Raw genomic sequence first — 26447 nt, 5'->3', positions numbered from 1 at the left:
AAATTGAGACAAAGATACACATTTTTAGAATAGAATTGGCAATCCGGGCACAAATGTCATTTTGTTTTTTTCCAAATGTTTATAGCGATATTTTTTATAACTTTGTGCCTTAAAGAAAATGCTCGTAAATGAAAGATATAGCTGCAATAAAGCAACCGGTTATAAACGATTTCCTACGCTTTGAAGAGCAATTTAAAGCTGCTTTTCAGTCCGACAATCAACAGCTAACCGAAATCTACACATATCTACTGACCAATGTTGGCAAGCAAGTACGTCCGACACTGACTCTGTTATGCAGCAAGTTGTGCGGAACAATAAACGACACGGCAATACAGGCTGCTGTTGCACTGGAACTTATGCACACTGCAAGCCTATTGCATGATGATGTCGTTGACGAAGCCAAGGAGCGTCGTGGAAATCCGTCTGTATATGCCCAGTGGGGAAATAAAACAGCAATTCTATCCGGAGACTATTTACTGGCAGCGAGCTTTCTTGTTATCACCGGCATCAACAATTCCCGAATCTGGATGATCCTTGCAAATGTCGGAAAGCTTTTAGCCGAAGGTGAACTCCTTCAGCTCAACAAAGCAGATGGTGAAACCGTTAGCGAGACTCATTATTTCAAAGTTATTGAGCGTAAAACTGCAACTTTATTCTCTGCTTGTACAGAAGTTGGAGCCATATCTGCCGGAGCTGACAACGAACAGATCAAACGGATGCGCGAATTCGGTGAAAACCTGGGCATTGGCTTCCAGATTAAAGACGATATTTTTGATTATTCTGATAGTAGCATTATCGGCAAACCGACAGGCAACGACTTAAGAGAAGGAAAAATAACCCTTCCCCTGATTTATGCCCTCAAAACCTCTTCAGAAAGCGAACGTCAGGACATTTTGCTCAAAATACAGTCCATTTCAACCAACGAATCGTACATAGCTGAAATCCAGCAATTCGCAAGAGATAAAGGAGGTATTACATATGCTGAAGAGAAAATGGCTTATTATAAAAATAAAGCCTTAGAAGCTTTGTCGTCATTTCCCGACAACGAAGAAAAAGAAGCTCTGATCTCTATTCTGGACTTTGCTACTGCCAGAAACTACTAAGAGGTAGTTGTTCAACTTTCTAAAAACTGCTTAATGCAAACCAGGACATTTATTGTAAGATATACTATGGCAGTTTTACTGCCACTGTTAATGATTGTCAGCTGCAGTGCCGCAAAAAAGATTACGGCATCCTCGCCAACAACCGCAAGCACCACTTCAAAATCAGCTTTTCAATCGAAGTTGCATTTGCCGCAATTCTCGACAATGAATGCTGCGAAGTGTAAGTTTACGTTATCATTTCACGAAAAGAGTTACTCTATATCATCTTCTGTCAAGATAATCAAAGACAGCGTGATACAGCTTTCCATAATGCCCATTCTTGGCATCGAGATGTACAGAGCCGTTTTGAGTCGCGACTCAGTTACCATCATTGACAAAAACAATCACAACTATTTTGTGACCGACTATAGCTTTTTCCAAAAACGGTTTGGTGTGGCCATCAGTTTTAAAGATGTGCAGGCTCTATTATCCAACCAACCGCTAAACGCACCGGAAGAGAGCTCCGCATCATCCAGCCTGAAACCTACTGACAACGGGTATGAATGGACTACGTCGTATAAAGACATGAAAGCTGATTACCAGTTTTCAAAAGAATATCAACTGAATAAAACGACACTTGAACAAACCTCGTCTGATGCTAAATTCAATTGCAGCTACTCTGATTTCGGCACGTTTGACACAGTTGTTTTCCCGGCTCTCTGCTCCATCGAAGCATCTCACAACGAAAAACAAGCCGGCTTTACTATCTCATACAACAAGCTCACATTTAACACTCCGTTAAACATCAACGCAATTAATATGTCAGACTACAATCGTGTAGGACTCGATCAAATTCTTCCATTCTAAAACCGGTCAGATGTACGCAAAAAGGAATTTTGTCATTTTTCTATTGCTCGCAATAATTGCATTCCCAGCCTTTTCACAATCAATAAAGGACTTGCAGGCTCAAAAAGCAAAATTGCAGGAAGAGCTGAAAATGACCAACAAATTGCTTATTGACACAAAAAAATCAGCAGCTTCATCAGAAACAAAACTCGCCATCATACGCCAGACTATTGCATCGCGGAAAGTATTGATTGAAAATCTCAGCCTTCAAATTAATGCTTTAGACCGGCACATGGACACTTTGCAATCAGAAAAAACGCGACTTTCACAACGACTTTCGCGGTTGAGAGCTGACTACGCCCGACTGCTTCAGGAAGCACAAATCCGTAAAAGCACCTACTCCCAATTACTTTTCTTATTCTCGTCCGAATCCTTTGGACAGGCATACCGCCGTTTGCGCTATCTTCAGGAAAGCAGCGATTACAGGAAGAAACAGGCGTATGAAATTTTAGGAGTTCAGGAAACAATCACTCACAAACAAAACGAAATCATTCAGGCCAAACAATCGAAAGTTGTAACGCTGAGCCAAAAAGAACAGGAAAGCAAGCAATTGCAAAGCGAGCAATCGAAAGAAAATCAATCACTCAGTGAATTAAAAAAGAAAAATAAAGAACTACAGACTCAGCTCTCGAAGCAACAACGTCAGGCAAATGCTCTGAATGCTCGAATTGAAAGAGCTATTCTGGAAGAAATGCGCCGCGAAGAAGCCCGCAGAGAGGCTGCCCGTCGCAAAGAGCAACAAGCCCGAGAAGCAGCGGCTGCTAAGAAAGCGGCTGCTGATAGAGCAGCAGCTGAACGTGCAGCGAAAAAACAAGGCAAAAAATCCAAACAACCTGTTGCTACAGAAGAAAAAGTCCAGACTCCGGTAGAAACTACAAAACCAGCACCAGCAGCACTTCCGGCAACATCAGCCTACGTTGACATGATGACAAAAGAAGAAGCGCTTGTTTCCGGAAATTTTGCCGCAAACAGAGGCCGCTTGCCCTGGCCGGTAGAAAAAGGCTACATCCGTGGTCATTTCGGCATTCAGCCCCACCCGGTTCTGAAACACGTTACCACGAACAATAAAGGAATCTACATTCAGGCACCTCGCAACTCCGATGCGCGTGCCGTATTTGACGGGGTTGTTACCCAGCGCTTTGCCATTCCGGGTAATAACAATGCCATCATTATCCGCCATGGAAATTATCGCACGGTGTATGCCAACTTAACCTCAATTTATGTAAACGTAGGCGACCACGTTTCTCCACGTCAACGAATAGGAAAGATCTTTGTCGATGATGAAAATGGTGGGAAGACAGAGCTTTACATGATGCTGTGGCAAGACAAAACCTTGCTGAACCCCGAATCGTGGCTTGCCCGATAACACATAATACCCGACAGAACTCTATAAAATGTTAAGAGGTCGTCTCTTTCGGTTGGTCATTCCGAAATCCATCGTATATTTGACCATCAACTAATGCTGTCTAAATCTATGTTATCCGCTTCCCAGATAAAATTCATTCGTTCGCTTGCTCAAAAAAAGGAGCGGGATGCTTCCGGTCTCTTCCTGGCAGAAGGTTCCAAAAGTGTACGTGAGTTGCTACAATATTTCGACTGTCAACTACTTATCCTTCCAAAAGAAGATACTGAAAAATACGATGGACGTATTGACGAAACCGTTTATGCGTCACCCAAAGAAATCGAAAGGGCATCGTCTCAAAAAACACCGCAGGGTGTAATTGCTGTTTTGAAGAAATCACAAAACAATAAGCTTCCGGACTTCTCGGAAAGCAATCTTTATCTGGCATTAGACGGCATTCAAAACCCGGGAAACCTCGGAACTATTATCCGACTGGCCGATTGGTTCGGGATACGGCATATTTTCTGCTCAGCCGACACCGCCGACGCATTTGGTCCGAAGACCGTTCAGGCGACCATGGGAGCGTTAGGACGTGTAATGATTCATTCTGTCGATTTACCCGAATTTCTCCGTGATATTCAACCGAAGATTCCGGTTTTCGGAGCTTTCCTTGGAGGTGATTCGATCTATAGCGCCAGCTTGCCCAACAACGCCATGATCGTCATGGGCAATGAAGGCAACGGCATTTCCGATAAAGTTGCAGGCCACATCGAAAACCGGTTGGAAATACCCTCTTTTGCAAACGGAGGAGAGACATCCGAGTCATTGAATGTTGCTGTGGCAACCGCGATCGTCTGCTCCGAGTTCAGGCGCAGATCACTACCCCTCAAATAGATGAAACAAAACATTGCAATTTAACGTTATGACTAAAGATAAAATTCTGTGGACTGACGATGAGATTGACCTGCTACGGGGCTACGTTCTCTTTCTCGAAGAAAAGGGTTATGAAGTCTCGACTGCCACCAACGGCCCCGACGCAGTGGAAATGTGCCGACAACAACGTTTTGACATCATCTTTCTCGATGAAAACATGCCCGGACAGAGCGGGCTTGAAACCCTTGGTTTTATCAAAGAGATAGATCCTTCTGTTCCCGTGGTGATGATCACGAAAAGCGAAGAGGAGAATATCATGGACATGGCTATCGGAAACAAAATTGCCGATTATCTCACCAAACCGGTAAATCCCAGTCAGATATTGCTTACCCTGAAAAAAAATCTTCACAAGAGAGAGATTATTTCCGAACAAACCACTTCGGCTTATCGCTCCGACTTCAACAAGCTCGGCATGCAAATAAATGACTCTTTCTCTCATGACGACTGGGCAGAAGTTTACCGCCGCCTTGTTTATTGGGAACTGGAACTGAGCGAGGCAGAAAACAACATGGACGAGTTGCTGCTGATGCAAAAAAACGAAGCAAACGCTGCTTTTGCGAAATTCATTAAACGCAACTACGCAAAATGGTTCGAAGACCCGGACAACAGACCGCTGATAAGCCCCGATCTTTTCAAAAAACGCATTTTCCCGTTGCTCGATCAGGGCGAAAAAGTATTTGTCATTCTGATTGACAATTTCCGTTTCGATCAGTGGCGTCTTATCAAAGAGATTCTGAGCGAATTTTTTGTCTTTGACAAGGAAGAACTTTATTACAGCATACTCCCGACAGCAACACAATATGCCCGCAACGCCATTTTTTCGGGTTTGATGCCTTTGCAAATTGTGCAGATGTTTCCTGATCTTTGGGTAAGTGAAGAGGACGAGGAACACAAGAACATTCACGAAGAAGAGTTATTGAAGAGCCAGATTGAACGTTTTCGAAAGAAATACAGCTTCTCGTTCCACAAGATATTCGACACTACCGCCGGAGAAAAGTTGGTGGAAAAAATACCGCAACTTTCTAACAACCAGCTGAACGTATGCGTTTTGAATTTCGTCGACATGCTGTCACATGCACGTACGGAATCGAAAATGATACGAGAACTGGCTCATAGCGAGGAAGCTTACCGCTCACTCACGTTGTCCTGGTTTCGCCATTCATCTACCTACGATCTATTCAAATCGCTGGCCGAAAGCGACTACAAGGTAATAGTCACCACCGACCACGGCACCATCAAAGTTACCAACCCGGTAAAAATTGTAGGAGACAAAAACACGAACACCAACCTCCGGTACAAAGCAGGCAAAAACCTGAATTACAACCCAAAGGAAGTGTTTGAAATGGCTCAACCCTCCAAATACGGATTGCCGTCTCCGAACGTCAGTACGTCGTATGTCTATTGCATGCAGGACGATTTCTTTGCGTATCCGAATAATTACAATCACTACGTCAGTTACTACAAAAACACGTTTCAGCATGGAGGCATTTCTCTGGAGGAAATGCTTATTCCGTTCGTCACGATGAGTTCTAAAAAGTGACCAATGACGATCGCACTCTCTGAATTACCTTTTTTAAGTGATTTTGAGCTATATTGACGCACATTGAGATAGAAAACTCACATTGCCTCAACGAAAACAATTCGTATATTTGCAGGCAATATTTTAACAGCAACTGAAACTCAGGATTAAAAGAATCATTCGGTTGCACCTCTAATTACAGGACGGCATTTTACAAGCCCTATCAGACATGAAACAACTATTGTTGATTACCTTTTTTGCAATGGCAGGCTGCCTGATTGCACAAAACGGAGAAGATCCTGTTTTGATGACAATTAAAGGCAATCCTATCCACAAGTCTGAATTTGAATATCTCTACAACAAGAACAATACTCAAAATACACTCGACAAAAAGTCTTTAGCCGAATATCTGGTCTTATTCGAAAATTTCAAAATGAAAGTTCTCGAAGCGGAATCACTCGGCATGGATACGACCAAAGCTTTCCTTGAAGAATTGTCGGGATACCGCCGTCAGCTCAATTCTGTTTATCTTACCGATACCGCAACACAAAACCGGTTGGTCAAAGAAGCTTACGACAGGCTTAAGGAAGACGTTGATGTAAGTCACATTTTGATCCGTGTAGCACCTAATGCGACATCGGATGACACGCTGGCCGCCTTCAACAAAATCGCTGCTATTCGCGAACGCATTACAAGAGCCCCACGTGCAATCACACCCAAATGCGGATTCTTCACCAAACTTTTTGGCAAATGCAAAGCGACAATTATCGCACCCGAGAACTTCAATGAAGTAGCCCGAAAAGAATCAGAAGATCCGTCTGCCGCAGAAAACAGCGGACACCTTGGTTATATCACCGGATTCATGACGATTTACCCATTCGAGAGTGTCGCGTACAATACTCCGGTCGGTCAGATCAGTTCTCCCATAAGAACTCCTTATGGATTCCACATCATCAAAGTGGAAGGACGTCGCCCTTCGCGTGGCAAATTGCAGGTAGCTCATATCATGAAGTTTACGCAAAAAGACGCTCCTGATTCGATAAAACACAAAATGAAGGTTGTGATTGACAGCCTTTATCGGGAAGTAAAAAACGGAGCCGACTTTGGGGCTTTAGCCCGTAAAGCCTCTGACGACAAAAGTTCTGCTATCAATGGAGGAATTCTTCCATGGTTCGGATCAGGCAACATGGTAAAAGAGTTTGAAGATGCAGCATTTCAGCTACAGAAAGGAGAAATAAGTCATCCCGTTTTATCGCCTTATGGCTGGCATATCATTAAGCTGATTGACACGAAACAACTGGAACCGCTGGCTGAAAAGAGAGCTGAAATCGAACGTCGCATTCAACGTGATGACCGGGCAAACATTATCACTCAGTCTTTCATCAACAAATTGAAGGCGCAATATAATTTCAAAAATAACGAATCAACTCTTGCTCCCTTTTATCAGCTGGCAGAAAAATACTCTCTGAAGGATTCGGCTTTTATCAATGCAACGGAACACATGGAAGGCGTCATGGCAACTTTTGCCGATCAGAATGTTACACAATGTGATTTTGCTTTCTTCCTAAGCCGGCATCCCAACAGTCAGCAAACAAACAAAAAGGCACTGATTGATGAAAAGTACCTGCAGTTTACCAATACAGCTCTGGTCAATTACAAAGACGAACAACTGGAAAAAGAATATCCCGAATTCGGGAACCTGATGCGGGAATACCATGACGGCATTCTGTTGTTCAACATTAGCAATGAAAAAGTATGGGATAAGGCAACCCGAGACACCAAAGGGCTTGAATCCTTCTTCAGAACCTATCGCAGTAATTACACGTGGGCTGAACCACGTTTCAAAGGCTGGGTTATCTCCTGTAAAAACGAAGCAACCAAAGCAAAAGCGATGGAACTGATCGCAAAGGCACCCAAGGATTCATTGGACAATTACCTTTCATCGAAGCTCAACAAAGACACAATTGTGGCAAAAGTTGAAAAAGGTTTGTACGTCAAAGGAGATAACAATGCGGTAGACAAATTCGAATTTAAATCAGGAGATTTTGTTCCGAACAAAGCTTATCCAATTGTGTTTACATACGGTAAAATGTTAAAGAACGGGCCTGAAAGTTATTCCGACGTTATGGGCATCCTCACATCCGACTATCAGGCTTATCTGGAAGATCAGTGGATGAAAGAACTACGACGCAGATATCCGGTCATGATAGACCAGAAAACACTTAAAAGCATAAAAGAAAATTGATTACACGTAACTCCAATTCATAAACATGAAGAAAACAACATTAAAACTGGCAATCCTGATTTTTCTTTGCGGCTGGCAGCAGTTAGCCTCAGCGCAAACTAACATTATCGACGAAGTGATTTGGGTGGTCGGCGAAGAAGCCATCCTCCGTTCCGATGTCGAGAACCAAAAGCTTCAGATGCAATATCAGAACGAGAAAATCGATGGTGATCCCAATTGTGTGTTGCCCGAACAGATGGCAATTCAGAAATTGTTTCTCCACCAGGCAAAACTCGACAGTATTGTTGTCAGCGAAAGTCAGATTAACAGTGCGGTTGAACGTCGCGTCAACTACATGATTTCTCAGATCGGATCCAAAGAAAAGCTGGAAGAGTATTTCAACAAACCGCTTTCGCAAATCCGAAACGAATCATACGAACCAACCAGAAACCAGATGTTGGTTGAAGAGATGCAAAAAAAACTGATCGGTGATATCAAAATCACCCCTGCCGAAGTGCGTAATTATTACAAAACACTGAAGGCTGACAGTATTCCCACGGTTCCAGCATCGTTAGAAGTACAGATCGTCACCAACGATCCTGTCATCCCTCAAAAAGAAATTGACCGGGTAAAAGAACGCTTACGCAGTTTCTCCGACAGAATAACCTCCGGCGAATCGCAATTTTCGACCCTGGCCCGCCTTTACTCTGAAGATACAGAGTCGGCAAAACGTGGCGGAGAGCTTGGTTTTATGGGTCGTGGTCAGTTGGTTCCTGAGTTTGCCAATGTTGCTTTCCTGCTTAACGATCCCAAAAAGATTTCGCGTGTAGTTGAAACTGAATACGGATTCCATATTATTCAGTTGATAGAAAAAAGAGGAGAACTGGCCAACTTCCGTCACATTCTGATGAAACCGCAGGTTTCACTGGATGCCGAAAACAAAGCCATCCACAATCTGGACAGCGTGTTGACATTGATTCGTAGCGGAAAACAAACATTCGAAGAAGCTGTGGCCAGAAATTCTTACGACAAGGATACCCGTATGAACAACGGGCTCATGATGAATGCCAACACCGGAACATCTAAATTCGAATTGCAACAACTTCCGCCGGAAGTTGCGAAATTGGCTGAAGGCATGAGCGTTGGTGAGCTTTCAAAACCTTTTGTTATGCTCAACACAAAAACTAACCGCGAAGTATGTGCATTTATCAAAATCAAATCAAAAACTCCCAGCCACAAAGCAAATCTCGGAGATGATTATCAGACTTTGAAGTCAATTGTTGAAAACAAACAAAAGAATGAAATCATACACAACTGGATCGTAAAGAAACAAAAGGAAACTTACGTAAGCATCGATCCTAAATGGCAGAACTGCAAGTTCCAATATCCGGGATGGGGCAAAAAATAAAGTTGCATGTTCACGATTAGAACGTCGAACTTTGAATTTTAAATTTGAACTTAAAACTTCAAGCTGGCATTTTGAAACCTGAATTTTTCAAATCATTCAACAGGCATATCGTACTTTTAGGTGCGTTATGCTTGTTTTTGCATTGGTTAGTTGCTCAACAAACCGATCCTAAATTATCGTTCCCTTTACCGAAACACCAGACATTGACCAGTCCGGAGGAGCTAATAAAGGCAAAAGTGGACAGAGATGCGGCATTCAAAGGGGGAGCACAGCAGGTGTTGCACCCTATGCCATTGCCCAAAATCAACAAAAACAGCAAATCGTTCGTCTTCCTCGAAAAAGCGGACGTGATGCTCACCAACCCGGCCTTCCCGGGAGTGCAGATTATCTCGCAAAACGTACGATTTCGGCAAGACAACACCTATCTCTATTGCGACAGCGCCTATTTCTACGAACAGGCAAACTCTTTGGATGCTTTTGGCAATGTGCACATGATACAGGGAGATACGCTGAACCTGTACGGCGACGTGCTCTTTTACGATGGCAACAGCAAACAGGCACATCTTAAATATAACGTAAGGATGGAAAACAAGGGGACCATTCTGACTACCGACTCCCTGTTGTACGATCGGATAGTAAACGTTGGTTACTACACTACCGGAGGCCGCATTACCAATGGAGACAACGTACTGACCTCTCTTATCGGGCAATATTATCCTACCACTCATACAGCCTATTTCAAAACGGCGGTCAAGCTGGTCAATCCCGATTTCGTGATGCGTTCCGATACCTTGCAATATGATACCAAAAGCGGTGTGGCAACTATTGTCGGTCCTACCAATATTGTGCATAAGAACAAAACTACCATCACCTCTACCAGCGGATGGTACGACACGCATACCGATCACTCACAGCTGTTGAACCGCTCCATTGTAAGAAACCCTGACGGAAGGCAGCTGACTGCCGACACCATCTTTTATGACAAAAAACAGGGAATCGGCAATGCTTACCACAATGTTGAAATTAACGATACCGCACAGCAAGTTACATTGTACGGGCATTACGGTTATTACGACGACAACAAAAGCTACGGTTTTGTCACCAAACATGCACAACTTGTTCAACGCTCAAAGGAAGATACGCTCTACATGCATGCCGATACCTTGGCAATGCTGAAAGATTCAACGTTCAAGAGCGCCAAAGGATTTCACAACGTACGCTTTTTCCGGAGCGACCTGCAGGGCAAATGTGATTCAATTTTCTATTCCGACCGCGATTCCGTGATGCGGATGTATGGTCTGCCTGTCCTGTGGTCGGACGAGCAACAAATTTCCGGCGAAGAAATTCATGCTTATTCTAAAAATAAGGAGATTGAACATATTCATGTCATCAAGTCGGCTTTTGCCATTCAGCAAAGCGACAGTATTCGATTTAACCAGCTTTCCGGGAAAGATCTGAAAGCCTATATCCGGAATCGCGAAATTTACAGGATAGATGTAAGCGGGAACTCCGAATCACTCTATTTCCCAAGGGACAAGGACAGCACGCTGATCGGGATGAATACTACACAAAGCAGTTTTCTCACAATGTATATAAAGGATAAAAAAGTGGACAAGATTATCCTTCGGCCGCAATCCAACGGAACATTGTATCCTCCTGAAAAAACAAAGAAAGACCAGATGTTTCTGAAAAATTATAACTGGCAGGAAGCCACGCGACCGAAAAACAAGGAAGATATTTTCACCTTCATACCGAAAGACGATTCAAAGAGTTCCGGTGGAAGGAAGAAACAAATAGGAGTCAAAAAGACACCCGAAAAAGAAGACAAGAAAGAGAAAAAATAACAAAATAAAACCGGCAACTACCTATGATAGTTGCCGGTTTTGTTTTTTTATAACGAGTCCGAAATAATCTTTTCGATCACTTTCGGAAAATGTTCATATTCGAGTGCATGGACCTTATTTGCAACATCCTCCGCAGAATCGGAAGGTAACACCGGGCAAGTAGCCTGAAAGGCAATCTGCCCTTCATCATAATGATTATTTACATAGTGAATCGTAATACCCGACTCCTTTTCTCCGGCAGCAACTACAGCTTCGTGTACACGACTGCCATACATCCCTTTACCTCCATGTTTGGGCAAAAGCGCAGGGTGGATATTCAAAATCCGGTCAGGGAATGCCGCAATGAGGTTGTCCGGTACTTTTAGAAGGAATCCAGCCAAAATTAGCCAGTCAATTTTCTTCTCAATCAGCAAGTTTAACAGAGAATCGCTCTCATTCATCTCCGTTTTTGAAAAAATCATTGCAGGAATATTCAGTTTTTTTGCTCTTTCGAGAACATATGCATCCGCTTTGTTTGTTAAAATTAATGAGACCGATATGCAAGGATGAGATTCAAAATAACGGACTATGTTTTCAGCGTTACTACCTGATCCAGAAGCAAAAATAGCAATATTTACCATGAGAAAAAAGAGAATTTTTATGCACATTAAAGTGCGATTTGTGCAGAAACATCTCATTTTTATGAGAAAAAGCATGGCTTTTCCAAAAAAAATTCGTTCCTTTGCAGCGCAAATTTATAAAACAAATTTCATTTACAACCAAAAACTTTAAAGTTATGTCAGAAGTTGCAGACAAAGTAAAAGCGATCATCGTTGACAAATTAGGCGTTGACGAATCAGAAGTAACACCTCAAGCTAGTTTTACTAACGACTTAGGCGCTGACTCACTCGACACTGTAGAATTGATCATGGAATTCGAAAAAGCCTTTGGCATTACTATTCCAGACGATCAAGCAGAAAAGATTTCGACAGTGGGCGAAGCTATTGCTCATATCGAAAGCGCGCTTTAATAACTCGACTAACTCTGTATGGAATTAAAACGAGTAGTAGTAACAGGTCTTGGTGCTGTCACTCCGTTAGGTAACTCTGCCTCTGAAACATGGGAAGGGTTAATTAATGGTGTGAGTGGCGCAGGACCTATTACTCATTTTGACGCATCACAATTTAAGACTCAATTTGCATGCGAGGTCAAAAATTTTGACCCAAGTCAGTTACTTGACAGAAAAGAGTTAAGAAAATGCGACCGCTATACGCTCTACGCTATTGCTGCCGCTAAAGAAGCTATAGCCAACTGTGGTGTTGACCTTGATACAGTTGACAAAAACGAAGTAGGTGTAATTTTCGCTGCCGGTATCGGAGGTATTCAAACCTTTGAACAGGAAATTGGCGGATATTATGCAAATCCTGCTATCGGGCCGAAATTCAACCCGTTCTTTATCCCGAAAATGATTTCGGATATTGCAGCCGGTCAGATTTCTATAATCTACGGATTTCACGGACCCAACTACAGTACTGCTTCTGCTTGTGCTTCTTCAACCAATGCACTCATCGATGCATTCAACTATATTCGTCTCGGGAAAGCAAACATGATTGTAGCCGGCGGTGCCGAAGCAGCAATCACCCCTGGCGGTGTCGGCGGTTTCAACGCATTGACAGCCCTTTCTACCCGTAACGATGAACCTCAGGGTGCTTCCCGTCCTTTCAGCAAAAGCCGCGACGGTTTTGTGATGGGAGAAGGAGCTGGTTGTATTATCGTTGAAGAATTGGAACACGCTCTTGCTCGCGGTGCAAACATCATTTGCGAAATTGTCGGTGGTGGTTTGTCAGCTGATGCATATCACCTGACAGCAACTCACCCTGATGGATTGGGTGCAAAATTAGTGATGGAAAGAGCATTGAAAGATGCAGGAATGAGTCCCGAAGATATTGACTATATCAATGTTCACGGAACTTCGACCCCTGTAGGCGACATCTCCGAATCGAAAGCTATTAAAGATGTATTCGGCGACCATGCTTACAAACTGAATATCAGCTCCACAAAATCGATGACAGGACACTTGCTTGGTGCCGCCGGTGCCGTTGAAGCAATGGCCAGCATCCTTGCAGTGGTGAATGATATTGTTCCGCCAACCATCAACTTCCATGAAGGCGATGAAGATGAAGAGATAGATTACAAACTGAACTTTACCTTTAACAAAGCCCAAAAGCGTACTGTTCGAGCTGCATTATCGAACACGTTTGGATTTGGCGGTCACAATGCAAGTATTATTGTAAAGAAATTTGCAAAGTAATCAGTGATTATTCAGAAACTCTATAAAAGGATAAGGCTCTTGACGAATTCTCGAAAGGAGCCTTATCTGTTATTTTATCGGCTGACCGGTATTATACCTGATAACCTTGATCTCTATGAGATGGCCATGTGCCACAAATCAACCGGAGTGAAAGATTCGAAGGGGAATTCCGTCAACAATGAACGCCTCGAATTTCTGGGCGATGCCATCCTCAACTCTATTGTAGCCGATATTGTCTACCACCAATTTACCGACAAAGAAGAAGGATTCCTTACCGATACCCGTTCGAAAATTGTGCAACGCGAATCGCTCAATAAACTGGCGATAGAACTGGGAATTCCGAAGATCATGCAACTTTCGTCAAAAAACGGTGCTTTGCATGGCAACAACGTTTTCGGTAATGCTTTTGAAGCTTTGATAGGAGCCATTTATCTGGATCAGGGATATGAACGGTGCAAGCAATTTATCGAATCGAAATTGATTGCTTCGTGTATCGACGTCAACAAAATGGCTCAAAAAGAGGTCAATTTCAAATCGAGACTGATTGAATGGGGACAATCCAACAAGGTTCCTGTTGAATTTGAGGTAATAGAAACTTTCCACGACCGCCGACACGAACTAACGTTTCAGACGCACGTTTTAGTCAACGGACTAGTTGGCGGCCTGGGAGTCGGGCATTCTAAAAAAGAATCACACCAGAATGCAGCCAAAATGGCGCTGAAGAAACTTCAGGAAGACGAAGATTTCATTGAACAGGTGCTACAGCCCAAACCCGAACTTCCGGTAGATGAAGAAAAAGCTGAATTAACAACCGAAAATACAGAACCGATAGAGGTTCCCGAGACAACAGTTCAGGAAGAAAACGCTGAACAAACAAATGATCCGATAGAAAACTGACTACAGTTTAATCGATATAAGAGTAAAGTAATATGGAGATCCTTTTTTTAGGAACAGGAACGTCAAACGGAGTTCCTCAGTTGTGCTGTAACTGCGACACGTGTGCTTCGACCGACACACGCGATAAGCGGTTGCGTGCTTCTGCTCTGCTAAGTATCAACGGAAAAAATATTCTGATCGATTGCGGGCCGGATTTTCGTCAGCAAATGCTAACCCATCGCATCACTTCGCTTTCGGCTATTTTGCTCACACATGAGCACTATGACCATGTAGCAGGACTTGACGATGTACGTTCGTATCGCGCTGTAGACGTATTTGCAGAAGAAAGGGTAAACCACACGTTAATGAAAACGATGCATTACTCATTTGCTGCCAACAAATATCCGGGAACACCGGAACTGAAACTACACGAAATTTCAGAATACACACCTTTCGAAGCTGCCGGTGTTGAAGTAATTCCGCTCCGGGCTATGCATGCACAGTTACCCATACTTGGCTTTCGCATAGGTAATGTGGCTTATGTAACCGATTTCAAAACCTTACCCGAAAAGACTCTGAATCAACTAACAGGGCTTGACCTGTTGGTAATGGGAACCTTGCGTTTCAAACCTCATTTTTCGCACCTGATGGTGGAAGAATCTCTTACCCTGATAAACCGTCTTGCTCCAAAACAGACCTATTTTACGCACATGAGCCACGACATGGGACTTCATGAGCTTGCAGAAAAAGAGCTGCCTCCGAATGTGAGGTTAGCCTATGACGGATTGAAAATTAAACTATAACAAATAACAATCACCGAGGCTGTAAGTGCGATGGCTCTTGTTCGAGATGAATACGGGCGATCCGGACACGCTGGCCGAGGTACAAATCAGAACACATGCAAAATATCAGAAACATTGCAATTATTGCCCACGTCGACCACGGTAAAACGACACTGGTAGACAAAATGTTGTTGGCCTCCAAACTTTTTCGCGAAAACGAATCGGTAGGCGAACTGATACTGGACAATAATGACCTGGAACGCGAACGCGGGATCACTATCCTTGCCAAGAACGTTTCCGTAAATTACAACGGATGCAAGATCAACATCATTGATACTCCGGGTCACGCCGACTTCGGTGGTGAAGTAGAACGCGTACTCAACATGGCCGACGGTGTTTTATTGTTGGTTGATGCTTTCGAAGGCGCTATGCCTCAAACCCGCTTTGTGCTGCAAAAAGCCCTGCAACTGGGACTGAAACCCATTGTTGTGGTTAACAAAGTGGACAAACCCAACTGTCGTCCCGAAGAAGTTCAGGAAGAAGTTTTCGACCTGATGTTCAGCCTCGACGCGACAGAAGATCAGCTTGATTTCCACACCATCTTCGGATCTGCTAAAAACGGCTGGATGTCGAACGACGTACACGTGGTAAAAGATAATATCAACGACCTCTTCGATGCCATCATCGAATACATTCCTGCTCCCGAATATATCGAAGGAACACCGCAGATGCTTATCACTTCACTTGATTACTCATCGTACGTTGGACGTATCGCCGTAGGGCGTGTTCACCGCGGAGAATTGAAAGAAGGCATGGCTGTATCGCTGGCAAAACGCGATGGCTCTATCGTTAAAGCGCGCATCAAGGAGTTGAATGAATTTACCGGTCTGGGACGTTCCAAGGTTGAAAAAGTAGGATCAGGCGATATTTGCGCTGTTGTGGGTATCGATAATTTCGAAATCGGCGACAGTATTTGCGACATCGAAAATCCGGAACCGCTGAAACCGATTGCCATTGATGAACCGACCATGAGTATGTTGTTCACAATCAACAACTCTCCGTTCTTCGGCAAAGAAGGGAAATTCGTTACCTCTCGTCACATTCACGACCGCCTCATCAAAGAGTTAGACAAAAACCTTGCTCTTCGCGTTGAAAAAAGCGAAAATCAGGACTCATGGAACGTTTACGGACGTGGCGTGCTCCACTTGTCGGTACTGATCGAAACCATGCGTCGTGAAGGTTATGAATTGCAGGTTGGTCAGCCACAGGTTATTATAAAAGAAATTGACGGTGTAAAATGCGAACCAATGGAGCAACTCACCATCAACGTACCTGAAGAATCGTCAGGAAAAATCATTGAAATGGTTGCTACCCGTAAAGGTGATATGACCAATATGGAACACAAGGGCGAACGCGTGAACCTCGAATTCACAATTCCTTCACGTGGTATCATCGGTCTGCGTAACAATGTACTGACCGCATCGGCCGGTGAAGCTATCATGGCACACCGTTTTCTTGAATATCAACCTTACAAGGGCGAAATCGAACGCCGTAACAACGGTTCTATTATTGCTATGGAAAGCGGCACTGCGTTTGCTTATGCTATCGACAAATTGCAGGACAGAGGTAAATTCTTTATCTATCCGCAAGATGAAATCTATGCAGGACAGGTAGTTGGTGAACACAGCAAGGAGGGTGATTTGGTAGTAAACGTTACCAAATCGAAAAAGCTAACCAACATGCGTGCATCGGGTTCTGACGACAAAGTGCGCCTGTTCCCGCCTATCGTTTTCAGCCTTGAAGAAGCCCTTGAATACATCAAGGAAGATGAATACGTGGAACTGACTCCGAAATCGATTCGTCTGCGCAAAATTATTCTCGACGAAAACGAACGCAAACGTATGGCTAAGAAATAAGTTCGCTGTCAAAAGACAACGCAATACAACGATAAGAAAACCATTCCATACACGGAATGGTTTTTTTTGTGCCTGAAATTTGCATATGGCCCCTTTCGTGTTCTATATTTGCACTCCCAACGAACGACACGCCAGTGGAACGTTGGAGATAAATTCAATTACCAACTATAAAAAATTACACAATGGAAGATATGATATGCAATTGCAACCAAATCACAAAAGGTGACATAATCAATGCAATACAACAAAAAGGATTAACAACGGTTGAAGAAATTCAGGATGTTCTAGACGCAGGCACCGTTTGCGGCTCTTGCGTAGAAGACATTGAAGAAATTCTGAAATCGGTGAAATAAAAAACTATCGATAACTGTTTTGTAAAGCCATCCTCATAATGAGGATGGCTTTTTTATTTTGAAATCAGTGCCAAAAGAAAAAACATATAGATAATCAGATGCTTACTTAATAGTTATAATAATATTTAAATTAATATATTTTTTTACATAATAAATAACACAATATAAATTTACGCTTTAACTTTACCCCTTCAAAAATCGGACTAATTGGCCGGAAACTTCTACAACCATTTCTAAATGAGATTCGTATGTTTGAGCATACAACTATAGGGGCAATATAAATTTTGACCCTTACTCTAACATTCGAAAACGATTCAGCGCCAGAACTGAGAGAAAACAGAGTCCATTTAGGAATTCATGGCATTTCATTGTGAGTTTCACCTCCACAATGAAAGAAAACTAACCTCCATCATTTATTTATCACACTCTACTCTGCTACATGCATAGCACGAGGTAGAAAGTTATGCATGGAATCAAATCCATCACAGCATAATAATCGGCTCACAGAGCATCGCTAATAAACGTAAGATTTGGCTGCAACAACAGCCAAATCCCCGATATATTTCGGCCTACGCAAAAATATTTTAATCAATAATCTAAATTACAATTATCATGGAATCAACACCCTTAACAAAGCATGTCAAGTATCGAATTGGCAAATGGCTACCATCTGACAAGGAGTTTTTAAATAGTTGGATCGGAATGAAAATCAAGCAAACTCAAAGCAAGAATCTTAAAATGCATGATTCTGTAAAAGCCTTAAAAGACGCGATATACGCTGATCCTATTTTATATATGAGCTTTACCAGCATGTATGACGAAATTCCACAAGGGTATCAAGAGCCGGTAAAGAGCTTTGACACCATGCTTCTGCTCGTCAACCAGATATTAAATGAATCTCCCTGCTTTAGTATGATTGAGAATAAGATTGGACTGGTTGGGTTTCCTATCAATGCCATTCTTGATTGGGCTATGGGAACCAAGGGTGGTTATTTAGCCTTCACACACCCGGTTGTCAATCAAAAATTAAGCATCATTCTAAACGAATGGAAATCCTTCCTATCTTCCTCTGCCTCCCAGTATGTATTGGTTGAGGGCTCAATAGAACAACCTCAATCCGATTATCCAAATCCGTTGGGATGGTTTTCCTCAGAGGCACTTAAGGCTATGGCTGCAATGGATCCATTACGAGGTATTGGACAAAATCCGCACGAAGCAAAGGTTAATTTTATCTACAATTTCAAATGTGACCCCACAAAACCACATTATGGTTTCAAAAGTTGGGATGATTTCTTTACGCGCGAGTTCAATCTCGGAGTTCGCTCAATAAGTGCCGAAGACCAGCATCCTGATGTTATTGTGAATGCATGCGAATCGGCACCTTATAATTGCACCAACAACGTGAAGATGAAAGACAAATTCTGGATGAAAGGACAACCATATTCTTTGATCGATATACTGGCACACCATAAGCTCGCTTCTGAATTTGGCGACAACAGCACTATCTATCAAGCATTTTTATGTGCAAAAACATATCATCGGTGGAACAGTCCTGTCGATGGGACGATCATTGCCACCGAGAATATCCCCGGAACATATTATGCAGAAGCTCCTATAGCGGGATATGATCCGGCCGGACCAAACGATTCTCAGGGCTATATAACAGAATTAGCCGCCCGGGCTTTGGTCTTCATTCAGGCAGACAATCCCAAAATCGGGCTCATGTGTTTTGTCGCTGTCGGAATGGCCGAAGTCTCAAGCTGCGAAATGACCATAAAGGAAGGCGCTCGCGTGAAGAAAGGTGACCCCATAGGCACATTCCATTTCGGAGGCTCCACACATTGTTTGATCTTCCGCCCCGGAGTACATATCGACTTTGATTTTCACGGACAAACCCCAAGCCTGAACACATCCAACATACCTGTAAAAGCAAGAATCGGAGTCGTTAAATAGAACCCGCATATTTTTGGCATATAACAAATGGACGAAAAAATTACCCGAATATAAACCTATAAGAAAAAAATTATGAAGAAAAAGAATTTTGATGCAAAAGAACGTTCGGCACGTTGTGAAGCCGGCATTTCATGTCATTTTATCGACGGTTGGTACGTGCTGAATCTAAAGGGAAGTAATAAAGAAATTGGACTTCAGCACGGGCTAATGCTTGCCGAAGAAATCTCGACCTACATCGAAGAGACTAAACAGTATGTGTTTGTATGCATGGGCATCGGTTACGATTACGCACGAAACGACGTTAAGAACCTAATCGACAGTACCCTTTCTAACGAAACCCGCACAGAGATGACTGCAATAGCCATGGGTGTGAACAAGGTCCTTTCAACGAATTATGATGTTTGGGACATTGCCATCCTCAACTGGATGGAAGGCTGGAGTGGCTATGCTTTTGATAGCAAGGCGGCTTACCAGTATTATTCCAATGCCAATAAAACACACATTGAAGCCCCATTAAAAGTACGACGTGACCATTGCTCTGCATTTGTTGCTACAGGAAAGTACACCACCGATGGCAAACCTGTAATGTTTCACAACTCGTTCAACGTATTTGAAACAAGTGGTTATGCAAATGTGATAGCAACCATCACGCCCAGTGATGGACATAAATTCACCATGCAAACGCAAATCGGATATGTTCATTCTATGGCAGATTTCTACATCGTCCAGGTGGGCGAAGGAGTGAATGACCGTGTTGCAATAACCGAAACAACCATAGGAGGTTTCAATGTGTATGACAAGTCAGGAATACCTGAATTCGACCGCATACGCCGTGCTGTTCAGCATTTCACTTCAATTAACGATCCCGACGATCTAACGTCTTTTGTAAGCATAATGCGTACGGGAGAAAGTGGTGATTATGCCAACACCTGGTTGCTGGCCGATTACCGCGACAATTCAATTTGGGAATTTGAAGAAGGGTTGGCATTTTACAACGTGACACAGATATTGCCTACCGCTGAAAAACCCTATTTCTTTGGAGCAAATTATCCGAAATATCCTCCAATTAAGAACTTGGAATGCTCTAACGATGGTGGCGACGATATCCGACGGCATCAGGGTGCCCGACGAGTTCATTTGCCCCGGCTGATCGAAAAGCATGGTGTTTCCGGAAAAATCAATCTTGAGATCGGACGTAAAATAATTGCCGATCACTACGACATTTACAACGACTGTGAGACACACGGGAATAGCCGTACCGTTTGTTCGCACTACAATCTCGACAAACGGGAATACATGTCCGATCCATCACGTCCAAAGCCATTTCAACCCCGCGGTGCCATTGATGGAATGGGGATCGATGCGACTCTGGCAACCAAGTTACAACTTAACGCTCGTTGGGGCAGCAGTTGTGGCACAGCCTGGAATGCTAAAGAGTTTTTAGCAGAACATCCGCAATTTGATCATTTAAAACCGTTCCTGCACGACCGACCATCATGCCCATGGACAATACTTCCAAAAAATTAGATTGATAATTACAAGAATATCAGTCACTATTACTGCAGCATGAAGCCTCCTGCATGCAATAGTGGTACCGATATATTCCTCGAGTGGAAACAGATAACCACCTCAAAAAACGACCTGCCCCGCGCAGGATAACCCGCGGGGGCGAAACCCGAAAAGCCTTACGAGTAGGGAATAAATATTACACAAAAATGAGTGCATCGAATTCCAACTTAAGTTCATCAAAGTACGGTTACGACTTTGTTGTGGCAACAACTCAGGCAAGTATTAATGCCACTATGGATGAATACCTCAGCGGGATAAGCTCTCCCGAAGTAATTATGTGCTATATAATAGATGATAATGGCAATCCACAGGAAATAGCATACGACGACCTGCTTAAACAAACAAATGGAACCGATCCGTTTAATGTTCCCGATCAAACACCAACGTCCGACCAAAGAATAAAAAATTTATCGAACGCGTGGTTTATGTATGCATTTAAAGCATCCATCGGTTTGCCCCCGGGATATGCCCCATTAACACCTAGCGGCTCTGCATTACCAAACATTGTAACCCTTGGGGCAAATACAGCGTCTGTCACATTTAGCCTGATGTGTTCTGAATTTCAGGTTGTAGAAGCAAATTATGGTCCCAAAGGTATTGTCAGTTACTTGAATAAATCGCAACCCGACGGAAATGCCTGGATGTTTACATCGCAGGTCGACTTGAGATTAACCAGCGATGCCGCCTATGGCAACCTTCCTCCTGCTGTTCAGGCTCAAATAAAAAATCTTGGAGGGAATGCATTTAGTATTCAGCAATTATTATTCGATCTGGATAATGCCGCTTTAGAAAGCATCCCAACAATCAGTGGTGTGGCTCCGGGGACTCCTCTTTATAACTGTTTGCAATCGGTTTTCTTAGGTGCATATTTTAACAAGCTACAAGCCAATGGTCAACCTGTTTTGAGTTATTCCATAACACAATCAACTGCTCCTGCTTCAACGTTAACCCTAACAGACCTGAACATGGAAGTAAATCCATTTATGGGAACAAACGGACAACCGGTAAGTCAACCGACTACCGATCAGCAGAACCTTAGTACGTTGTGTTATTTATGTGCCGCGAATGGAACTGTATTGCCCGCTGCTGCTCAGTTCTCATGGAACTGGATAGATCCTTCGGAGTCATCAAATAGCAATGGGATAGTGTCAATTAACAGGAACACATTTGCCAATTATTTCAAAGATCAATTATTACAATACGTACCAAATAATTGCTATAAATCATCGGTTCATGTAGAATTGGACGGTTTAGACGTAAAATTTAGCTTTTCGCTGAGCCCTGGACAAGCACCTAATGTAACAATACCTTCTACCGGTAGTACTGTTTTAACAATGAGTTATAGTTCCGAAGCATCCGATCAGGCCGGGTTAGGTGGTGATATGGGAAGAATGGAGCTAAACCCTTCGATGAATGTAACCGTCCAATTTACAGGCAATACAATTGTTATTGTTCAGCATCTGGTTATTTATCTGTATGTAAGAGGGACCTTCGGGGTTCACAATAGTGGGAATGTTGTGGATAAAACAATAACGGATACCTATACTATTTCTGTGGATTCAAATGGAGACTTGACTGCTGCGTATACATCAAACACTGTTGATAATTCGGTGACTCCATCGACAGATTGGTTTTCAAATTTCTGGGGAAGCGACGTTAATGCTTTAACAAAGTCAATCGCTCAATGGGCACAGAATTTTGCAAGTAGACAGTTTACCGACATTCCACTTTCAACTGTCAGGAATTTCGTATTCCCGGGAGGAAACACGTTTACCTATAATAACGTTGTCTTTTCTGACAATCAGGACCTTGTATCTCACATAGTCTATATCCAACCTAGTTAAATATCTCAGGAACATATCGAACGAAACTGTTTCGAACAGTTTCGTTCCGATTTATTTTCAAAGTAATTAAAATTGCAAATACATTAAAAATGTCAAATAAAATAACTTATTCTTCAGAATTAATGCGAAATTTCATTCAGGCGGAAATAATGTCGCCTCAGTCGAAATTTCAGGCTTTACAAACCAATACCGGATTATCACTTCTGTTTTCAGTTGGAACAGATGATGTATTCTTCGTTACCGAAGAAATTCAGGCATCCTCTTCTGGTTGGACAAAAATAGACCTAAGCTCGGCCCAGATTGCAAAAGACTTTGCAAATACCTCTAGTGTAAGCTGTAAAACGTTTGATGTCGCACAGAATATTACAAATGGAACTGTCGGTGCTGCAATGGTTTTAACCGATACTAAAAATGATTTTTTATATCTCTGTTTGAACAATTCAAATGCAGATACGCAATGGCTGAACTCTCCCAACTGGGTTTATCTCCCTTTTGACGCTCAGAAAGGCGGACAACCAGTTCCTTCATCCATCACTATTGTCAATGTATTTCTCAGTGAAACCAATAACGGACAATATATTGTTGTAGATATTGAACGCGACCCGTCAAGTGCTACAAAATTGGTTTCTAGATATTATATAGACGCAAACAAAACAGGAGGTTATGCCTGGCATGTGCATGATGTATCTATGGATATTGAAGTCTCAAAATATCAAAGTTGTGTAGGAAGACAATATGGTCAGCCAATAGATGGAATATACACGATTGGATCAATTGACGGGACAGCCCAATTCCTGTATCTGCCTTTATACAATATCTGGAATCCACAATTGCCGGCAAATCCAATGCGGTTATCTTTGCTCGGAAGTTTGGTTCCCGATGCCATTGCTTCATGCCGTAATGCCGACCAATCTACTGATGTATTTTGTACCTCAGGCAACGGATTATATTACTTTGCCAGTAAGAACCAAAAGGACAAAGCTCAGGGCATACTAGTGCAGCAAAACTCTATTTTTATAGGTGTGACGCATTTATATGCATATAAAACAAGTTCTAAAGTTGTTGTATGGGGATTAAATCAGGCCGATCAGGTATTTTATACAAGTTGTCCTGTTGACCAGATAACCAATCAAAGTGCATGGAGTTATCCTGTGCCTATTTTATGCAATGTAGATTTAGTATCGCCATATATAAATTGTATCGATGGTGGAAATACTTTTTTCAGCGTTTCGGAAAATAATCTTATCAAGATGATTCAGTCACCGTCTTCCTCAATGTGGACAAAACAGTTCATAACACTTCCTGTACCTGATGTAAATACCAAATCGCAGAATTTCAGTTCTTACACATCCCGTATCCAGCTTACTGATGACAATAATCAGCCCTTAACCGGTACGCAGCTTTTGTTAAGTACGGCTTCTCGTGGACATTTTTATATTAACAATCTCTATTATGTCTTGGATTCAGACCCTATTCTTGCACAAACGGATACCGTTGGTTGCATCACCATTATTGAAACGATTGATGATATTCAAGGTAGTATTATAACAGTTGCCGACGATAATGGTAACACAATAACTATTAATCCGATGGAAAAACCGATTAATAAAGTTACCGCTCTTGACACCTCTGATAAACTACAGAATGCTGTAATTACCAATCCAGACGGAAGCACTAAAAATCTGATCGATTCCGGAACACCAAAATCGCAACTGGATCAAGTAGCTCAGGCAAACACCCAACTTGCAAGTGTATATACTTCAGTGAGCGGAAATAATGGAACTCCTACAGTATTAATGGCTATACCATCGAATTCGTTCTCTACTTTGAAGGGCTTTGAAAATTCAATTCTTACTGATGTAGGCGATCTGTTCCGATGGCTTGAATCGGGAATTGAACACGTTGTACAATTAGTTGAAGACACAGCTACCGGACTCTGGCATTTTGTTGTGAAAATTGCAGGGGAAATTTACCAGGGAGTATTAGACACTGTAGAGAAAGTAGCGGGAGCTATAAAATGGATTTATAATGCAATTAAAGTAGCTATTGAAGATTTGCTAAAATTTCTTGAATTTTTATTTCAATGGGGCGACATCACCCGGACAAAAAATGTAATTAAAAATCTCGCTAAAGTATTTCTTCAGAGAGAAATAGATCAGGTTGAAGTTTTTAAGGGCATGTTTGACAAAGAGATGCAGGATGCTATTAATACAATAAATAGTTGGGCGGGTATTACTGACTGGTCGGGTCTGGGGAGTGCAGCTACCTCGCCGTTAAATGCCAGCTCAAATGCTTCGGTCGATCAATCGGCTCCGGGAACCTTATTATCCACGCATTTTCAGAATAATGCAGGAAATATTAATCAATTGAATCCCCCTGCTCCTGTTAATCCGTCCCAGTCTCCAATAGACACATTATTTCTGGCTCTGAAAAATGAAGGTTCTGTACTCGATAATGTTCTTGACCAATTAAGCGAACTTGCAAAAGATTATTCGACATTGAGCCTTGCCGATGTACTAAAAAGGATAGTGGGGATTATTGCCGATGCCGCCATAGAAAGTGCTCAAAATGTCATTGATGCCCTGTTTGATGTAATTTATGAATTTGCCAGTGGAATAATGGCTGTATTGGATACAGAAATCTATATTCCGATGGTAAGCGACATCCTGGAATATTTTGGCGTACCCAAGGTTTCATTTCTTGATTTGTTCTGTTGGATAGCAGCAGTGCCTGTCACCATTGGTTATAAAATAGCCAAAGATGTAGCTCCTTTTCCTGATGACCAATATACAAAGATACTTTCGGACAGTCCTGATTATCAAACATTGATCAATTCCCTTTCCCAGAGCCAGACTCCGGAAACCGTTCAGATTATGGCCATGAAAAACAATACTACTGTAGCAGTGAACAAACAACCAGCTAATAACAGTATGTTTTCAATACCCGATAGCGTGTCAGAGGCTATATCTGTGAGTTTACATAGTGTTTCGGGATTTTTAACGCTCATGTCGTGTTTTGTATCGAGTTTTGAAGCTGCTGCTGAAACCGGTGAAAATGCCTTTTCGACGCCTTCGGCTGTATTGGGTGTTTTAACCGGAGTCTCAGGAGGTGGAGCTGATTTTCTGGTTCCAAAAGATCCAATCGAGAATACAGCAGTAAGCTGGGTAAGTACAATAACAAGCGGATGCACCGTTTTGGCAAAATTAATATTCTGTGGTCCAGCCCAGAAAAAATTTGCCAGTTCATCGGGCATTATGAAAAATCTTAAAGCAGGCGACGGAAGGGCTACCGGAGCCATAGTCAACAGCATTCTTATAATTCCTGCCTTGTTTTGCTCCTGCTGGCATTTTTACGAACTCTCGCAAGATTCGAGTAATGACACTCTCAGTGCCGCTATAATTGATGAGACTTCCAACCTAACATCTTACATCAGCAGAATTGGGTATACAATCGCTGTTAATGATAAGGAACCGGAGTCTAAAGCCGTTAGTATTGGGGTTATGGTGGTTGCTAACGTTGCTACATCGGGACTACAAACTGCCGAGGCTATTGTTGGTGCATAACAATAATTTATGAAGTACTTACTCATAATTGTCAAATGATATA

At 42.5% G+C, this 26447-nt stretch carries 20 protein-coding genes; 19 read left to right on the top strand and 1 reads right to left on the bottom strand.

Annotated elements, in window-relative coordinates; all coding sequences use genetic code 11:
* Positions 1–128: 128 nt before the first annotated feature.
* The 8 genes from F8N35_RS02085 to F8N35_RS02050 all read left to right on the top strand — a co-directional run bounded on the left by F8N35_RS02085 (position 129) and on the right by F8N35_RS02050 (position 11258).
* On the top strand, positions 129–1103 hold the full coding sequence (locus F8N35_RS02085) for a polyprenyl synthetase family protein (protein WP_293049690.1): 975 nt from the start codon (positions 129–131) through the stop codon (positions 1101–1103).
* Positions 1104–1136: 33 nt separating this feature from the next.
* The gene (locus F8N35_RS02080) at positions 1137–1949 is read left to right on the top strand and encodes a DUF4292 domain-containing protein (RefSeq protein ID WP_293049689.1); all 813 of its coding nucleotides are present in this window, start codon (positions 1137–1139) and stop codon (positions 1947–1949) included.
* Positions 1950–1959: 10 nt separating this feature from the next.
* On the top strand, positions 1960–3354 hold the full coding sequence (locus tag F8N35_RS02075) for a peptidoglycan DD-metalloendopeptidase family protein (protein ID WP_293049688.1): 1395 nt from the start codon (positions 1960–1962) through the stop codon (positions 3352–3354).
* Positions 3355–3462: 108 nt separating this feature from the next.
* Positions 3463–4224 carry an RNA methyltransferase gene (locus F8N35_RS02070; protein WP_293049687.1) on the top strand — a complete coding sequence of 254 codons (762 nt, stop codon included), beginning with the start codon at positions 3463–3465 and terminating at the stop codon, positions 4222–4224.
* Positions 4225–4252: 28 nt separating this feature from the next.
* Positions 4253–5803, top strand: a complete 1551-nt coding sequence (locus tag F8N35_RS02065) for a bifunctional response regulator/alkaline phosphatase family protein (RefSeq protein ID WP_293049686.1) — start codon at positions 4253–4255, stop codon at positions 5801–5803.
* A gap of 208 nt (positions 5804–6011) precedes the next feature.
* Positions 6012–8027, top strand: a complete 2016-nt coding sequence (locus tag F8N35_RS02060; protein WP_293049685.1) for a peptidylprolyl isomerase — start codon at positions 6012–6014, stop codon at positions 8025–8027.
* Between the two features lie 25 nt (positions 8028–8052).
* A complete protein-coding gene (locus F8N35_RS02055) occupies positions 8053–9414 on the top strand; it encodes a peptidylprolyl isomerase (protein ID WP_293049684.1) in 1362 nt (453 codons plus the stop codon).
* 71 nt (positions 9415–9485) lie between these two features.
* Positions 9486–11258: an OstA-like protein gene (locus F8N35_RS02050; RefSeq protein ID WP_293049683.1), complete on the top strand. Its 1773-nt coding sequence runs from the start codon at positions 9486–9488 to the stop codon at positions 11256–11258.
* A 47-nt stretch (positions 11259–11305) separates the two neighbouring features.
* On the opposite strand, the gene F8N35_RS02045 is transcribed toward F8N35_RS02050, so the two are convergent.
* The gene (locus F8N35_RS02045) at positions 11306–11905 is read right to left on the bottom strand and encodes a phosphoribosylglycinamide formyltransferase (RefSeq protein ID WP_293049682.1); all 600 of its coding nucleotides are present in this window, start codon (positions 11903–11905) and stop codon (positions 11306–11308) included.
* On the opposite strand from F8N35_RS02045, the gene F8N35_RS02040 reads away from it, so the two are divergent.
* The 11 genes from F8N35_RS02040 (at position 11826) to F8N35_RS01990 (ending at position 26404) form a co-directional block, all read left to right on the top strand.
* Positions 11826–12029: a hypothetical protein gene (locus tag F8N35_RS02040; protein ID WP_236714378.1), complete on the top strand. Its 204-nt coding sequence runs from the start codon at positions 11826–11828 to the stop codon at positions 12027–12029. The two genes, F8N35_RS02045 and F8N35_RS02040, sit on opposite strands and share 80 nt — an antisense overlap.
* Before the next feature lie 4 nt (positions 12030–12033).
* Positions 12034–12267 carry an acyl carrier protein gene (locus F8N35_RS02035; protein ID WP_068701161.1) on the top strand — a complete coding sequence of 78 codons (234 nt, stop codon included), beginning with the start codon at positions 12034–12036 and terminating at the stop codon, positions 12265–12267.
* A gap of 18 nt (positions 12268–12285) precedes the next feature.
* Positions 12286–13548 (top strand): beta-ketoacyl-ACP synthase II, encoded by a 1263-nt coding sequence (gene fabF / locus F8N35_RS02030; RefSeq protein ID WP_293049681.1) that lies wholly within the window; start codon positions 12286–12288, stop codon positions 13546–13548.
* 39 nt (positions 13549–13587) lie between these two features.
* Entirely contained in the window at positions 13588–14445 is an 858-nt protein-coding gene (rnc, locus tag F8N35_RS02025) for a ribonuclease III (protein WP_293049680.1), read from the top strand.
* A gap of 32 nt (positions 14446–14477) precedes the next feature.
* Positions 14478–15227: an MBL fold metallo-hydrolase gene (locus F8N35_RS02020; RefSeq protein WP_293049679.1), complete on the top strand. Its 750-nt coding sequence runs from the start codon at positions 14478–14480 to the stop codon at positions 15225–15227.
* Between the two features lie 95 nt (positions 15228–15322).
* Positions 15323–17122 carry a translational GTPase TypA gene (gene typA / locus F8N35_RS02015; protein ID WP_293049678.1) on the top strand — a complete coding sequence of 600 codons (1800 nt, stop codon included), beginning with the start codon at positions 15323–15325 and terminating at the stop codon, positions 17120–17122.
* 182 nt (positions 17123–17304) lie between these two features.
* A complete protein-coding gene (locus F8N35_RS02010) occupies positions 17305–17475 on the top strand; it encodes a (2Fe-2S)-binding protein (RefSeq protein ID WP_293049677.1) in 171 nt (56 codons plus the stop codon).
* A gap of 702 nt (positions 17476–18177) precedes the next feature.
* On the top strand, positions 18178–19428 hold the full coding sequence (locus tag F8N35_RS02005; protein WP_293049676.1) for a phosphatidylserine decarboxylase family protein: 1251 nt from the start codon (positions 18178–18180) through the stop codon (positions 19426–19428).
* Between the two features lie 72 nt (positions 19429–19500).
* Positions 19501–20955: a hypothetical protein gene (locus F8N35_RS02000; protein WP_293049675.1), complete on the top strand. Its 1455-nt coding sequence runs from the start codon at positions 19501–19503 to the stop codon at positions 20953–20955.
* A 188-nt stretch (positions 20956–21143) separates the two neighbouring features.
* Positions 21144–22841: a hypothetical protein gene (locus F8N35_RS01995; protein ID WP_293049674.1), complete on the top strand. Its 1698-nt coding sequence runs from the start codon at positions 21144–21146 to the stop codon at positions 22839–22841.
* 89 nt (positions 22842–22930) lie between these two features.
* Positions 22931–26404 carry a hypothetical protein gene (locus tag F8N35_RS01990; protein ID WP_293049673.1) on the top strand — a complete coding sequence of 1158 codons (3474 nt, stop codon included), beginning with the start codon at positions 22931–22933 and terminating at the stop codon, positions 26402–26404.
* Positions 26405–26447 lie beyond the last annotated feature (43 nt).

The sequence above is a fragment of the Paludibacter sp. genome, assembly GCF_009712605.1.
Taxonomy (GTDB): domain Bacteria; phylum Bacteroidota; class Bacteroidia; order Bacteroidales; family Paludibacteraceae; genus Microbacter.
The sequence above is the reverse complement of the archived record's forward strand: the minus strand, read 5'-3'. Positions and strand labels throughout refer to the sequence as shown.

Coding starts and splice junctions, on each gene's coding strand:
- F8N35_RS02085 (WP_293049690.1), top strand. CDS start 129: ATGAAAGATATAGCTGCAATAAAGCAACCGGTTATAAACGATTTCCTA.
- F8N35_RS02080 (WP_293049689.1), top strand. CDS start 1,137: ATGCAAACCAGGACATTTATTGTAAGATATACTATGGCAGTTTTACTG.
- F8N35_RS02075 (WP_293049688.1), top strand. CDS start 1,960: ATGTACGCAAAAAGGAATTTTGTCATTTTTCTATTGCTCGCAATAATT.
- F8N35_RS02070 (WP_293049687.1), top strand. CDS start 3,463: ATGTTATCCGCTTCCCAGATAAAATTCATTCGTTCGCTTGCTCAAAAA.
- F8N35_RS02065 (WP_293049686.1), top strand. CDS start 4,253: ATGACTAAAGATAAAATTCTGTGGACTGACGATGAGATTGACCTGCTA.
- F8N35_RS02060 (WP_293049685.1), top strand. CDS start 6,012: ATGAAACAACTATTGTTGATTACCTTTTTTGCAATGGCAGGCTGCCTG.
- F8N35_RS02055 (WP_293049684.1), top strand. CDS start 8,053: ATGAAGAAAACAACATTAAAACTGGCAATCCTGATTTTTCTTTGCGGC.
- F8N35_RS02040 (WP_236714378.1), top strand. CDS start 11,826: ATGTTTTCAGCGTTACTACCTGATCCAGAAGCAAAAATAGCAATATTT.
- F8N35_RS02045 (WP_293049682.1), bottom strand. CDS start 11,905: ATGTGCATAAAAATTCTCTTTTTTCTCATGGTAAATATTGCTATTTTT.
- F8N35_RS02035 (WP_068701161.1), top strand. CDS start 12,034: ATGTCAGAAGTTGCAGACAAAGTAAAAGCGATCATCGTTGACAAATTA.
- fabF (WP_293049681.1), top strand. CDS start 12,286: ATGGAATTAAAACGAGTAGTAGTAACAGGTCTTGGTGCTGTCACTCCG.
- F8N35_RS02020 (WP_293049679.1), top strand. CDS start 14,478: ATGGAGATCCTTTTTTTAGGAACAGGAACGTCAAACGGAGTTCCTCAG.
- typA (WP_293049678.1), top strand. CDS start 15,323: ATGCAAAATATCAGAAACATTGCAATTATTGCCCACGTCGACCACGGT.
- F8N35_RS02010 (WP_293049677.1), top strand. CDS start 17,305: ATGGAAGATATGATATGCAATTGCAACCAAATCACAAAAGGTGACATA.
- F8N35_RS02005 (WP_293049676.1), top strand. CDS start 18,178: ATGAAAATCAAGCAAACTCAAAGCAAGAATCTTAAAATGCATGATTCT.
- F8N35_RS02000 (WP_293049675.1), top strand. CDS start 19,501: ATGAAGAAAAAGAATTTTGATGCAAAAGAACGTTCGGCACGTTGTGAA.
- F8N35_RS01995 (WP_293049674.1), top strand. CDS start 21,144: ATGAGTGCATCGAATTCCAACTTAAGTTCATCAAAGTACGGTTACGAC.
- F8N35_RS01990 (WP_293049673.1), top strand. CDS start 22,931: ATGTCAAATAAAATAACTTATTCTTCAGAATTAATGCGAAATTTCATT.